Annotated in this window: 13 protein-coding genes; 4 read left to right on the top strand and 9 right to left on the bottom strand. The window is 44.8% G+C overall.

From position 1 onward, the window contains the following. Positions 1 to 91 precede the first annotated feature (91 nt). From MKY16_RS20560 to MKY16_RS20575, 4 genes are all read left to right on the top strand, one after another. Positions 92 to 796, top strand: coding sequence for a phosphatase PAP2 family protein (locus tag MKY16_RS20560; RefSeq protein WP_069011993.1), 705 nt, complete (start codon positions 92 to 94; stop codon positions 794 to 796). A gap of 135 nt (positions 797 to 931) precedes the next feature. Then, positions 932 to 1,189, top strand: coding sequence for a GlsB/YeaQ/YmgE family stress response membrane protein (locus MKY16_RS20565; protein WP_069011991.1), 258 nt, complete (start codon positions 932 to 934; stop codon positions 1,187 to 1,189). Positions 1,190 to 1,230: 41 nt separating this feature from the next. Next, on the top strand, positions 1,231 to 1,632 hold the full coding sequence (locus tag MKY16_RS20570) for a YtxH domain-containing protein (protein WP_340956819.1): 402 nt from the start codon (positions 1,231 to 1,233) through the stop codon (positions 1,630 to 1,632). Between the two features lie 95 nt (positions 1,633 to 1,727). Next, positions 1,728 to 2,204, top strand: a complete 477-nt coding sequence (locus MKY16_RS20575; protein WP_049816975.1) for a DUF5665 domain-containing protein — start codon at positions 1,728 to 1,730, stop codon at positions 2,202 to 2,204. A 114-nt stretch (positions 2,205 to 2,318) separates the two neighbouring features. Here MKY16_RS20575 and MKY16_RS20580 read toward each other — a convergent pair whose 3' ends face one another. From MKY16_RS20580 to MKY16_RS20620, 9 genes are all read right to left on the bottom strand, one after another. Next, positions 2,319 to 3,278 (bottom strand): magnesium transporter CorA family protein, encoded by a 960-nt coding sequence (locus MKY16_RS20580; RefSeq protein WP_029517173.1) that lies wholly within the window; start codon positions 3,276 to 3,278, stop codon positions 2,319 to 2,321. 120 nt (positions 3,279 to 3,398) lie between these two features. After that, complete coding sequence (locus MKY16_RS20585) at positions 3,399 to 4,172, bottom strand: sigma-70 family RNA polymerase sigma factor (RefSeq protein WP_013311929.1); 774 nt, start codon at positions 4,170 to 4,172, stop codon at positions 3,399 to 3,401. Beyond that, positions 4,169 to 4,621 (bottom strand): anti-sigma B factor RsbW, encoded by a 453-nt coding sequence (rsbW, locus tag MKY16_RS20590; RefSeq protein WP_013311930.1) that lies wholly within the window; start codon positions 4,619 to 4,621, stop codon positions 4,169 to 4,171. Before rsbW ends, MKY16_RS20585 begins: the two co-directional genes overlap by 4 nt. Before the next feature lie 18 nt (positions 4,622 to 4,639). Further along, on the bottom strand, positions 4,640 to 4,978 hold the full coding sequence (locus tag MKY16_RS20595; RefSeq protein WP_023990272.1) for an STAS domain-containing protein: 339 nt from the start codon (positions 4,976 to 4,978) through the stop codon (positions 4,640 to 4,642). A 99-nt stretch (positions 4,979 to 5,077) separates the two neighbouring features. Then, positions 5,078 to 6,748, bottom strand: coding sequence for a response regulator (locus MKY16_RS20600; RefSeq protein ID WP_029517172.1), 1,671 nt, complete (start codon positions 6,746 to 6,748; stop codon positions 5,078 to 5,080). 19 nt (positions 6,749 to 6,767) lie between these two features. Beyond that, positions 6,768 to 7,637, bottom strand: coding sequence for a CheR family methyltransferase (locus tag MKY16_RS20605; RefSeq protein WP_029517171.1), 870 nt, complete (start codon positions 7,635 to 7,637; stop codon positions 6,768 to 6,770). Positions 7,638 to 7,716: 79 nt separating this feature from the next. After that, entirely contained in the window at positions 7,717 to 11,436 is a 3,720-nt protein-coding gene (locus MKY16_RS20610; RefSeq protein WP_029517170.1) for a response regulator, read from the bottom strand. Continuing rightward, complete coding sequence (locus tag MKY16_RS20615; RefSeq protein ID WP_029517169.1) at positions 11,420 to 12,601, bottom strand: PP2C family protein-serine/threonine phosphatase; 1,182 nt, start codon at positions 12,599 to 12,601, stop codon at positions 11,420 to 11,422. The genes MKY16_RS20610 and MKY16_RS20615 overlap by 17 nt, the downstream gene beginning before the upstream one ends. 234 nt (positions 12,602 to 12,835) lie before the next feature. After that, the gene (locus MKY16_RS20620) at positions 12,836 to 13,177 is read right to left on the bottom strand and encodes a general stress protein (RefSeq protein ID WP_023990277.1); all 342 of its coding nucleotides are present in this window, start codon (positions 13,175 to 13,177) and stop codon (positions 12,836 to 12,838) included. Between the last annotated feature and the right edge of the window lie 72 nt (positions 13,178 to 13,249).

The raw sequence follows: 13,249 nt of genomic DNA on the forward strand, positions 1-13,249 counted from the left end.
CGTCGAGTTTTGCTCTTAAGTTCATTATTAGTTAAGTTAATAGTACGAAAAATTAAATCTATTACAGCCATAAGGAGGAGATTTATTACATATGCTATCCCATAAACCCCAACCATCCCGGTTCCTACCAAGCTATTTGCGTCGTAGTCTGTATGCATCTATTATCATGATCGCTGTGATGCTTCTCATCGCCTACTCTGTGCAATGGATTGGCACGGCTCCTTTTCTATATTGGGATGAGCGTATACAGGATGCTATTTTTCCAGACACAGCAGCTACTCATGACCAATTGCTAACCATCGCTATATTCATTACGTCTTTCGGTTCATTCAGCATGTCGTTAATTATCGCCCTCGGTGCTGCTACCTTATGCTGGGTCTTTCTTCGTTCAAAAGCTTATTCCTTTGCGATCCTAAGCAGCTTTACGGCGATGTGGGTGCTGAATACGCTCATTAAAGAAATTCTGCAACGGGAACGCCCGTCACTTCAACATTTGGTTGAAGCCGGGGGCTACAGTTTTCCCAGCGGTCATGCGATGATTTCCATGGGATTTTACGGCATGATATTTGCCATCTGGGCTATAGAACGAAAGATTCGTGAGCGTTCGCTCTTCCTCCCGTGCGTTCTTGGTGCACTGCTCATTATATTGATTGGACTAAGCCGTATATATTTAGGAGTTCACTTTCCTACAGATATTGTGGGTGGTTATATTGCAGGCATCATTTGGCTGGCGTTTACCGTTCCTATGATCTATTGGCGAGCGAAAATGCAACTTTCTTCTCCCCCCCGCCCATAACGTCCGATTCGGCTTTTTGTTTCACTCCGGGTCATGACGTTTATATACGAAGTAAGCAAGGCACAGCAATATCGAAGCTCAGCATTTATCAAAAACGTTATCGTTTGTGAACTTAGGATAAGGGAGGCGATCCTTGTGTGGGGAATTGTACTAAGTATTGTAATGGCCATTATTATCGGATTGATTGGCGATGCACTAGCTGGACATGAAATGCCTGGCGGCATTGCAGGCTCTATGATTGCTGGATTTGTAGGAGCTTGGCTAGGTGTCATGCTGTTGGGAGACTGGGGCCCGGTCATCGGAGATTTTGCAGTCATTCCAGCCATACTTGGAACCGCATTGTTCGTATTCTTGCTCGGACTTGCGTCCAGGCTATTGAGAAGGGCTACCTAACATTTATATATATTTTTATTCTATAAAAGGAGTGATATATCATGAGTAACATTGACAATCAAAAAATGGCAAGCACTTCAGGTTTTGCAAAGGGTTTATTCATTGGAGGTTTGATTGGTGCTGCGGCAGCCCTGCTGTTCGCTCCAAAGCCGGGTCGCGATTTACGTAGTGATCTGTCCGAAAAAATGACTGTTGTCTCCGATAAAACGAAGGATGTCGCATCTGTAGTTAGCAGCAAAGCGACAGATTTGGCCAAAACCGTTTCCACTAAAACAGCAGATGTAGCCAAAACGGTATCCGAGAGTAAAGACAACATCGTATCCAGCGTAACCAAAGCTTCTGCCGATGTCGCTAATGAAGCGGCCAAAGCGGATAAAGAAGTTATGGATGCAACCGCTCAAGCAGCCAAGGACACTCAAAAACAATTAAATGCAAATTCCTAATAGGAACACATTCCGATTACAACCAAAATAATATCCAAACACTGAACAGCCAGCATGCAAGAAGCTGGCTGTTTTTAAATGATAGAAAGGCTGGGATGACAATGAACAAACCAAACTCCTATGGAGATGATCTTGCTCGGAACAACAAGAGAACCTTTCACCCCCTCCAGGCTCAAGATCAGCCAGATGAGATTTCATCCAAGCAGACCTCTTCTACTCATCATCATGTTAAAACACATGATCCGGAGAGAGACTTTGATGTAAATGAGCATCCTTTTGAACTTCGCCATGAGGTCAAGCGGCTTAACAAACGCCTAGATCAAATCGCAGATACATTGGAAAAAGCAGAATTCAAAGATATTATAGAGAACTACTCCAGCACGAAAAGAAGAATTATGAGCAATCTGACTGCAGGGATTGCACGTGGTCTCGGCCTTACGCTGGGTACAGTGGTCATACTCGCCTTGCTCGCTTGGTTGCTCAGTTTCCTGGTACAGTTAAATCTTCCGGTCATCGGAGATTTCATCGCCGAATTATTAGGATATATCAAAATGAGCCAAGGTACTAAGTAATTGTCCCTATCTCATTTAAAAACGATCCATCGTAACCGATATAGACTCCCCAAAGAGCCTCCTGTTACGATGGATCGTTTTTTATTTGTAAATTATAACAGCCGTAATCAGCCGCTACAATTTGTTGCGCTTGTTAGTTTTCAATAAGTCACCTGTCCACCCCTTCATCATCAGCCAGCCGTACATTCCCGCCATACTTAGCAATGTGGCAATAATCACGGCGGTAAAACCCCAGCCTGTTTTAATCCAAGGCAGATTTTCAAAGTTCATGCCCCAAATGGCCCCCACTACAGTGGCAGGTGTAAAAACGGCGGTCACAATGGTGAGCGTCTTCGTAATCTCATTGCCCCTAAAAGCGGAAATGGCCTCGTCAATAGAGATCAGGGTGTCGATTTCCTTTTCATAATGCAGGAAAAGTCCTTCCATCCGAGTCACACGGTAAAGTAACTGCTTAAAAAAGCGATTCTCCTCCAGTTTATCCAAATATGCCTCCCGAGAAGCCGTTACCAGCTCTGAAAAAGGAATGAACATATTGCTCCAATACAACAGCTCGAAACGTGCATTCAATATAGAATCCATCAGTGTACGGGCATTTCTTTTCTCCATGTCCTCTTCCAGTCTTCTCAGGTTGATCTCGAACTTATCCATACCTGTATGAAAATAATGAAGCACGGCTCTCGCCAATACAAACATGCCGTCAGCTGCATCCTCACACTGTTCCAGCATTTTTTGGCGTTCCGCGGTGTGCATAATTTCACGGGTATTTTGATCCAAATTTAACGTCACCAACTTCTGGTTTAGAACCAGAAAATAAAACTTGTTGCAATTGCGTTGACTATCGATTTCCTCTTGAACGGAGTAGATCAGCGACCCGTACATTAAGGGCTGATTGCCATCTGGAAAGCGCACAGATATAAAGCTGGATGGAATGTCCTCTACCTTGTCCAGCCATTCTGCGGCTTCTGGGAGCTTCTCCTTCAAGTGCTGTATGACCGAATCTTGCCAATTCCCAGCACTGATGTCCCACCATTCCCATCCTCCACGAAAGGAAGAAATCTGTTCAAATGCTGTCATGGATTCCAACCTTCCTCCCAACCTTTTTCGCTTTATAAAAAGGACACGTTTCCCATATCGGAATAACGTGTCCTTACGATGTGACATCAAATATGTTAAACCAAGAATTCCGCGTTTTTCTCATGAAATAGAGGAATTAGACATAATCTGCTTCAGCTTTTCCGTAGCCCGCTTCTGAATACGGGAAACGCTCATCTGTGATACGCCCAACGTCTGGGCAATCGCACGTTGAGATTGACCGTCCTGAAATGCCAGAAGAAGCACCTTCTGTTCCTGCTCCTTCAGTTGGCTTAAAGCCTGCTGCAAATCCATTCGTTTTTCCACAGTGTCATAATCGTTAGCATCCGAGCTAATGAGCTCGCCTAACGTAGCTGCACTCTCTTCCTGGGATAAAGGCGAGTCCAGTGAAACATAGTGATAGCACTCACGACCAGCAAGCACCTCGATCGTTTCTTCCACGGTTAGATCCAAATAGGTCGCAATCTCGTCCACATTGGGTGAGCGTTCCAACTTAACGGTCAGTTCATCAATAGCATGTTGAACAAGCGCACCCTTTTCCTTAATGCGGCGAGGAACCTGGATGTACCAGGATTTGTCGCGCAAATAATTTTTCATATGTCCCAGCATACTTTTCATAGCGTACGGTTCAAATGGGATACCCAAGCTGATATCGTATTGCTGAAGCAGACGTATCAAAGCCATCTGACCGGTCTGATATAAATCCTCGTATAAGTCCGGACGGTTACGGGAGATTTTCCCGGCAGCCATCTTGACCATCGGCTCATACTTGCGGATCAGCACGGTAGCAATCTCGTTATCCTTGGTTTGCTGGTACTCCCAGATTAGACCAACGGCTTCATCCATCGACTCCGGGGGAGTTACCTTTTCATTCATACTCTTTCCTCACTTCTGGTCAAGCGCTTTACCAGCACCACTTCGGTGCCTTTTCCTGTCTCATTCAAGATATGGACATCGTCCATAAGCGCCTGCATGAGATAAAAGCCTAATCCGCCTATCTGTGCATCATTCAACTCCTTGTCATGCAAGGATGCGATACGGGACGGGTCCTCCACGCGTTCAAAGCTCTCCCCTTCATCTTTGACACGAATGGACAGCGAAACTTCATCAAATTCGAATGTCACTTCCACGACTCCCCCCTCATGACCATATGCATAAAGGACAGAGTTATTACAGGCTTCCGATACAGCCACTTTCATGTCTTCAATATCCTCATAAGAGAATCCCATTTTCGCGGCAATACCGTATAAATTTAATCTTACAATATCAACAAAGTCAGCAGTTGCCGGCAAATTAAGAACTACTTTTTGAATTTGAGCGTTCATTTCTTTTTCTTTCCTTTCCTATTGGGAATTCTCCTGGGGGACAAAGAATTTGGCAATACCAGTCATATCAAATAGCTTTTGAATTTGAGGCGGTACCTCTTGAACAGCAAAGCGAGACTCCATCCCATGCCTTGCTTTTAAAATGGATAACAAGATTCCAATACCTGTGCTGTCAATGTATTTAAGGTCTCTCAAGTTAATAATCAAATCTTGGCTGGATTCCCCCACCAAAGGCTCCATCACCAGACGAAAATCAGGTGCTACCGAAAGATCCAACTCTCCACTCAGATAAACGGTATTTACGCCATCGGTTGTTTCCGTAATTGCATTAAACTTCTCATTTTTATTTGTATTCATAGGCCTACTCTCCCAAAAAAAGATTTCCCTACATACTAACCCATTATACGAGCGTTTGAATCACGGTATAACTTTTTAAACACTACCAAATGCCACCATCTAAGCTTCATTGATCTGATCTTTACCCGGTTGCATTGGAAAATGGTCCGGAGAATGCCGTAGCAATGCCTGTTTTACACTGCTGATTTTAACGGGCTTACTAATATAATCGTTCATCCCCGCTTCAATACATCGAGGCTGAATACCCTCCATGACGTTAGCCGTCATGGCGATAATGGCAGGTTGCGATCTTCCCGCCAATTGTTCACGCACTCTACCCGTACACTCCAGACCGTCCATCACAGGCATCTGCAAGTCCATAAAGATATAGTCATAGTCCTGATTAGCCGTGACCATATCAAGCGCCTGCTGTCCATCTGCTGCCACATCTGAAGCCAGTCCGAGCTTATCCAGTATATTAACCATCAGCTTCTGGTTAATCGGATGATCATCAACGACCAGTACAGGTCTACGACTTGGAGATTCCTGATGTGGAATTTCCCAATCGTGGCTGGACTCTCCCTCCAGTTCATTTTCCTGAGCAAAGCCAAGCTTCATTGTGAAATGAAACGTCACGCCCTGTTCTCCGCTCGTATCTACACGGATATCTCCGCCCATCATATTCACTAAGGTTTTACAAATGGCGAGTCCTAACCCGGTTCCACCATATTTACGTGTCATTGAAGAATCCAGTTGGGAAAAGGGCTGAAACAACCTTCCAACCTTAGCCGGATCAATACCAATGCCTGTATCCTTCACAGAAAACTCAACGGTAAGTCCATTATCGCTTTGCTCTTTGACAGATGCGAAAACATACACCCCGCCCCGGTCTGTAAATTTGACAGCATTGGATATCAGGTTAATCAGTACTTGACGCAATCTTCCCATATCTCCATATAACACAGGAGGCATCTGTTCATCGAGAAAATAAACCAGTTCCAAGTTCTTTCGGTTCACTTCTACCGTAAATAGGCTGAAAACTTCCTTGATACAGGAAACCAGATCAAAAGGATATTCCTCTACCTCCATTTTGCCTGACTCCAGCTTAGTGAAGTCCAGAATATCATTAATGACTGCTACCAGTGCATCTGCACTACGACGGATGATATCGGCATATTCCTGTTGGTCGCTTTGCAGCTCCGTCTCCATCAGCAAATCAATCATTCCAATGACGCCGTTCATAGGTGTGCGGATCTCATGGCTCATCATCGCCAGAAATTCCGTTTTGGCATTGGCAGCAATCTCCGCTGCCTCCTTGGCGGCAATCAGTTCGCTGTTCATCTTCTCCAGCTGCTGGGTCTTCTGATGAAGCAGATGGGACTGTGTCTTCAAACGCTTATTTGTCAGATACATTTGCACGAAACCTTCAATTTTGGACTTGAGAATTTGAGGGATGAACGGCTTAACCATATAATCAATACCGCCTGCTGAATATCCCGCAAATAAATGCTCCGCTTCCTTGCTGTTAGCTGAAATGAAGATAATCGGAATATCCTTCGTTTTCTCTCTGGCCTTGATTAGCTTTGCGGTCTCAATACCATCCATACCCGGCATCTGCACATCCAGGACTACGAGTGCAAATTCATCTTTTAATAGACATCGCAGCGCTTCTTCCCCGGATGTGGCCTTTACCAGATTATATTGTTCACTCTCCAGCACCGCCTCAAGAGCGAGCAGGTTCTCAGGTCTGTCATCTACCAGCAATATATGAATCGGTTCATGAAGCCCCATGGAATCCTCCTAAGCATCTCTATTTAATCTTCCGGTATATTTTTTCTATCCGGTCCAGCGGCTCGTAGGAATCACTATAATCGGTAAAATGTATGGATTCCTTGGCCCCAAGCACCAACACGCCAAAATGACTCAAGCTATCATAAAACAACCCATGTACATGGTTGCGAAGTTCGTCGTTAAAATAGATCATGACATTCCGGCAAAAAATAACATTGAACTCGTTAAAGGACCGGTCTGTCGCTAAGTTGTGCTCCGCAAAAATAATATTTTTCCGTAAAAAAGGATGAAACATCACTGAATCATACTTGGCTGTATAATATTCAGAGAACGATTGTGTGCCCCCGGACTCCAAATAATTTTTGGTATACAGCTTCATTCGGTCGATCCCGTATACGCCTTCCTTCGCCTGCTGTAAAGACAGGTTATTCATATCCGTCGCATAAATGCGGGCCTTATCATATAAGCCTTCCTCATGCAGCAAGATCGCCATAGAATATACTTCCTCACCCGTGGAGCAACCTGCATGCCATATTCGAATATACGGATACGTTCGCAAAATAGGAATGATTTTCTGTCTGAAATTCAGAAACAGCTCCGGGTCACGGAACATCTCGGTCACCGGAATGGAAAGGCTCTGTACCAGCCTATCGAAGGCGCTGCGATCATGCAGCACCTTCTCCTGAAGTCCTGATATCGTGCTTACATTCTCGGACTGCGCATGATAATAAACACGCCGCTTAATCGAAGGCAGAGCGTAGTTACGGAAATCGTAGCCGTACAGCCGATGTATACCTTCCAGCAACAGCTCAATCTCAATCAATTCCCGCTCGGCATCATTCGATTTCACTTCATTAGCAGCATTATCCGCCATATCCTTAGATGTCATAATCTCTCTCCAATTCCTAAATAGGTTTTGCCTGTGCCGCTCCCATCATGTGTCGATTTATATTACCCATTTTTTTGGGTTACGAATACAACCACACCCGCATTAATGATAAAAGTTGTTCGGTTTGAATCGGTTTTTTCACATAATCGGAAGCGCCTGCCTCAATACACTTGGAACGATCATCCTTCATGGCCTTGGCTGTCAGGGCAATAATAGGCATCTTCTCGAATTGTGGCATTAGCCGGATACGTCGCATCGCTTCATATCCATCCATTTCCGGCATCATCATATCCATCAGCACCAGATCAAAATCAGGTGTCTGTTCCAGCAGTTCCAGTGCTTCTCTTCCATTTTCCGCAAAGGTAACATCCATACGATAGCTTTCCAGCACACTGGACAGAGCAAATACATTGCGAATATCATCGTCTACCAACAATATTTTTTTACCTTCAAACAGCTCTTCCTTGTTGTATAGCTTTTGCAAAATTTTGCGTTTGTCCTCAGGAAGATTCGCCTCTACACGATGCAAGAACAGCGTTGTTTCGTCCAAAAGCCGTTCCGGCGATTTAACATCTTTAATAATAATAGACTCTGCATATTTGCGAAGTTGCGTTTCTTCTTTGTTATCCAGATCTTTGCCTGTATAAATAATGATCGGCAGATCAGCTAGCTGCTCGTTCTCTCGAATACGATCCAGCAGCTCAAAACCAGTCATGTCGCTCAGCATCAGATCCAGTACCATGCAGTCATACCGCTGAGTGGCCAGCTCATTCAGTGCTTCCTGACCTGTCGATACCGCCGTAATGGCAACATCATCATGATCGATCAGCTCAATAATGGATTTACGCTGATTATCGTCATCTTCAACCACAAGAAGACGTTTGACCATTTGGTCTGTATACGATTTTATATGTGAAAATGCCTTATCCAGACTTTCCTTCGAGGAAGGCTTTTTGAGATAGGCAATCGCGCCCATCATTAAGCCCTGCTTCACATCATCTATGACTGAAATAACATGCACTGGAATATGACGTGTCGATGAATTTCCTTTTAGCTCGCCTAAAATGGACCAGCCATCCATCACAGGTAATTGAATATCTAATATAATAGCGTCCGGCAAATAAGACTGAGCCATGTTGAGCCCATCGTCTCCTTGGAGAGCGATCAGTGCCTTAAAGCCCCGGCTACGAGCCATATCGTACAAAATATTAGCAAAATTAATATCATCCTCAATAATCAGCAGCACTTTATCCTGCGAGGTAATCTCGTTTCGGTCGTCCCCTGGATGTATAATGTCCTCCGCTTTGTTTTTCGAAGGTATCTGATATAATGGCAACTGTTTAGCAGGCATAATCATGGGAAGGTCCGTTTCTGCCGAGGCTGCAACATTCTCAAAATTCGAATTCACATCCGTACCGTTAAATTCCTCTCTCGAATGAGAATCCATATCCTCAGCCGTAGGCGTTTGTTCCGGCAAATACAGTGTGAAGCAACTGCCCTGTCCCTGCTCGGATTCCACCGTAATCACACCGCCCAACAATCTGGAAAGCTCGCGGCTGATTGACAGACCTAGTCCTGTCCCCCCATATTTCCGGCTGGTTGTACCGTCTACCTGCTGGAAGGCTTCGAAGATCAGATCCGTTTTATCGGAAGCAATCCCAATGCCCGTATCATGCACAGATAGAGCCAGATAGGATCTTCGTGGATTTAGCAGACCCGGAAGCTGTTCTCCATTTGCCCGAGATACACTGAAACGAATAGATCCTTCCGTGGTGAACTTGAATGCATTGGACAACAAATTACGTAAAATTTGTTTGAGACGATAACCGTCACTGATAATGGCATCTGGCAAGTTCTCTTCGATCTCGGTATGCAGTTGAAGCCCACGTTGGGCTGCGACCGGAGCAAAATTCTGCTCCACAAACAGTTCCAGTTCCTTCAAGTGGACCGCTTCATGGTTAATATCCATTTTTCCAGCGTCCACTTTGGATAAATCCAGAATTTCATCAATCATTTTCAGCAAATCCGCGCCTGACATATAAATGGTTTGTGCATATTCCACCTGCTTCGGCTTGAGATTGCCCTCCTTGTTCTCAGACAAGAGCTGAGAAAGAATGAGCAAGCTATTTAGCGGAGTACGCAGCTCATGAGACATATTGGCCAAAAACTCGGATTTGTATTTGCTTGTGATTCCTAGCTGCATGGCCTGTTGTTCCAACTGAGCTCGTGCATGTTCAATCTCGTCGTTCTTTTCTTCCACTTCTCGTACCTGTTCTTCTAGCGCTCTGGTTTTGGCAATTAGTTCAGTATTAAAATGCTCCAATTCTTCTTGTTGACGCTGTAACAATTCCTCTGAACGCTTGAGTTCCTCTGTTTGCTCCTCCAAATTTTCGTTGGAGCGCTTGAGTTCCTCTTGCTGAGTTTGTAGCTCCTCGGACTGGCATTGCAATTCCTCAGTAAGTGCCTGGGACTCGCGCAGCAATTGCTCTACACGCATCCGTCCCTTGATATTGTTCAGAATAATCCCCATGCTCTCTACTAATTGAGCAAACAGCTTCGTTTCCAGATCACTGAAGCGATCCAGTGACGCTATTTCTATAGCACCGATGCACTCATCTTCGAACAAAATAGGGAAAATCATAATTCCCACTGGCTTACTTTCTCCTAAGGCAGAGCCTATGGACAAATATCCGTCAGGAGCCTCTGTAATCAAGATCGGCTTACGATCCAAAACACATTGTCCGAGCAACCCTTCGCCTACCTGGATAACGTCTCTAATCGAATTTTCGCCAGTCACCTTTGCATAGGAGCCGTATAACTTAAATCGGTTGTCTTCTACATCTTTTCCTTGCAAATAGATGGCTCCATAACTGCCTCCCAAGATGGGCGTAAACTCACTAATGAACATCTGAGCAACTTGCTCCAGTGAATTTACGCCACGGAACAACTCAGTCACCCGAGCAGTATTGGCATTAAGCCAAGTTTGGTCCTTCTGCGTTTGAAGAACGGAATGTTCAAATTTCCGCTTTTCTTCCAAGTCTCCGGCCATTTGTTGAAATACACGAGCGACCTCACCGATTTCATCTTTGGAGGCAACACTCATTCGGCTGATGGCCCTGTACTTTCCCTTGCCAAAACCATTAATCATGAGATTCACGACATTTAGACCTTTGGCAATACTTGGGAGCACCCACAAAATAACCAGTAAGCCCATGATCAGGCCGGCGGCCATCAGAATTGTGGTAATCTGCACAGATTCTTCATACGCCAAATTAGCTTGCTTCATGTCGCTATCAATTTCCCGATCCTGAAAAACGGCAAGGGCATTAATACTATCCATCGCCTCCTCTTGGGCAGGCAAACCAGTACTATTGCGGAAAGCGTTAGCCTCATCAATACGATCTTGCCCCAACAAAGAGACCAGTCTTTGTTCGTAACTTAAAAATTCATTCCACGCGACGGCTACCCGATCAACCTGCTGTTGCTCTTCACTGGTGCCGGAATTCGTTTGCAGACTAGCCAGCACTTTCGTTCCAGTAGCCGAAATATCGTCCAGCTCGCGTTTGGCCTCACTAACGGAGGAACCTGGATTCAAGATCAGATTGGCCATCACTTTGGCCATATCGTTCACCTGCCCGCGAATAGCTGTTGTTTTCCGGACTTTCATATATCGATCCTGATAAACCTGATTCAACTGCTCATTCAGGCTCCCCATCCGGTCATAGCTGATTAGTGTCAGCACAAGGAGGATCGCCATAAGCGATCCAAAGCCAATCAGCAGTTTATTTCTGATTTTCATGCAAGCTCTCTCCCTCTTTCAACGAAATCCAGATCAGGCATTTATCATCATCACGATCTTGTGGCGCCTCTTTACGAAAAAAAGCATCCAGCATCGCTTCTTCATTCCATTGCTCATATTTACGCAGACACTCAGTCAGATACTCCAACTGCTCCTCATATTCACCTTCCACCGCCTCCAGCAAGCCATCCGTATACAAAGCGATATGCCCTGTTCCTTCATAATGAATCGTGTGCATTTCTGCATCAATCTTATCAAATAAACCAACCGGGCTGCATGCACGGTCAAATTTGGTAATGCTACCATCCTGGTTGAACAGCAAACCGGGAGGATGTCCCGCATTTACATAGTCAATTCGCCGTGCACGGGTATCAATCACCATATAAATCGCCGTAAAATAATACTGTACCAGCTGTTTGCCCAGATCCAGTTGATTAAAACGACGATTCAGCTCTTGTATGACCTTCTCAGGCTCCACATACGTGGTCACCGTGTCCTTAAGTACAGATGCAATGAACATGCAGAACAGCGAAGAAGAAATGCCATGTCCCATCATATCCAGCAAAATGATGGCATATCGCCCCTCCCCTAACGGATACCAAGAATATAAATCCCCTGCCAGTTCAAAGGAAGGCTGATAGAGCGCATTTACTTGCAGCACCGGGTCCTGAATGGCAGGACTAAGTACCGCTTGCTGCACCATCGCGGCCAGCTTCAACTCATCCTGAATTCGCTGATCCCGATCCTTATGCCAGTCCTTCTCCAATTTGAGACGCAAGGCAGATCGGATTCGCGCCATTAGCTCTACCTTGTTGATCGGCTTCGTGACGTAATCGACGGCTCCCACATCCAGAGCTTCAGCCAATTTTTTAGAATCACCTACAGCCGTTACCATAATAATCGGGATATCTTTTAAATGCTCATATTCCTGCACAATACTGCAAGCTTCAATGCCGTCCATTTCAGGCATCATCATATCCAGCAGCACCAGATCAATATCTGAAGGACGGGGCCTGAGACTAATGGTACGATCGCCTATTCCCAGATGCTCTAACATTTCTGCGGCCGAGTTAGCAGAGATCACATCCCGATAATTTTCTTTTTTTAGTATCTCACGAATAATAATGATATTCGTCGGGTTATCGTCAACAATTAGAATTCTCATTGGCTTCTCCTTATCTGTAACTCATGTATTATACTATACCTACTTAAACGGCAACACCCTTGTTGATTAGTAGTAGTGTTTCCGTAAGAAGGCATTCCAAAAACATAGATAAGGAATGAGGCTGAACCCCATTCCTTATCTATGTTTTTGGAGGACCCGCGAAACACTTGTGCTGCGGTCAACTTCCTCTTTTTCGAATCTAATGTCACGCTGCTCTTATAGTGAACAGCGATATCACGCTTTTTTAGCAATGACCAGCACTTTCCCCTGATCCAGTTCTTTTTCATAAAAGTCAGCTTCCGTATCTGTAAATCCCAAGGAAGTAATTTTAGCGCGAAGCTCATCGCCGCGGGAACGGAACAAGTTGGCTAATGAATCGAAAACGCCCTCTTCCTTAATCCCGATTTCCTTGGCATCCACCGTATCGGCAATACGATCTGTCCGATCCTGATCATGAGCGAGCACGAACACATCCTCATAACGATAGCCTGTGTTACGCAACTCATTTACTGCTTCAACGGCTTGTACACCGTTATCTACCACTTTGGCATAAGATTTATGATTGGTCTGATTCATGTTTCTCACGCTCCTTTAAGGATTGACTTCTCTGACTATTACACTTCACATATCCATTTGAAACTTCCATGT

It is taken from the genome of Paenibacillus sp. FSL L8-0641 (assembly GCF_038006265.1).
Lineage (GTDB): Bacteria > Bacillota > Bacilli > Paenibacillales > Paenibacillaceae > Paenibacillus > Paenibacillus polymyxa_D.

Excerpts from the sequence above, each read along its gene's own strand:
- MKY16_RS20560 (WP_069011993.1), top strand. The coding sequence starts at position 92 with ATGCTATCCCATAAACCCCAACCATCCCGGTTCCTACCAAGCTATTTG.
- MKY16_RS20570 (WP_340956819.1), top strand. The coding sequence starts at position 1,231 with ATGAGTAACATTGACAATCAAAAAATGGCAAGCACTTCAGGTTTTGCA.
- MKY16_RS20575 (WP_049816975.1), top strand. The coding sequence starts at position 1,728 with ATGACAATGAACAAACCAAACTCCTATGGAGATGATCTTGCTCGGAAC.
- MKY16_RS20580 (WP_029517173.1), bottom strand. The coding sequence starts at position 3,278 with ATGACAGCATTTGAACAGATTTCTTCCTTTCGTGGAGGATGGGAATGG.
- MKY16_RS20585 (WP_013311929.1), bottom strand. The coding sequence starts at position 4,172 with ATGAATGAAAAGGTAACTCCCCCGGAGTCGATGGATGAAGCCGTTGGT.
- rsbW (WP_013311930.1), bottom strand. The coding sequence starts at position 4,621 with ATGAACGCTCAAATTCAAAAAGTAGTTCTTAATTTGCCGGCAACTGCT.
- MKY16_RS20595 (WP_023990272.1), bottom strand. The coding sequence starts at position 4,978 with ATGAATACAAATAAAAATGAGAAGTTTAATGCAATTACGGAAACAACC.
- MKY16_RS20600 (WP_029517172.1), bottom strand. The coding sequence starts at position 6,748 with ATGGGGCTTCATGAACCGATTCATATATTGCTGGTAGATGACAGACCT.
- MKY16_RS20605 (WP_029517171.1), bottom strand. The coding sequence starts at position 7,637 with ATGACATCTAAGGATATGGCGGATAATGCTGCTAATGAAGTGAAATCG.
- MKY16_RS20610 (WP_029517170.1), bottom strand. The coding sequence starts at position 11,436 with ATGAAAATCAGAAATAAACTGCTGATTGGCTTTGGATCGCTTATGGCG.
- MKY16_RS20615 (WP_029517169.1), bottom strand. The coding sequence starts at position 12,601 with ATGAGAATTCTAATTGTTGACGATAACCCGACGAATATCATTATTATT.
- MKY16_RS20620 (WP_023990277.1), bottom strand. The coding sequence starts at position 13,177 with ATGAATCAGACCAATCATAAATCTTATGCCAAAGTGGTAGATAACGGT.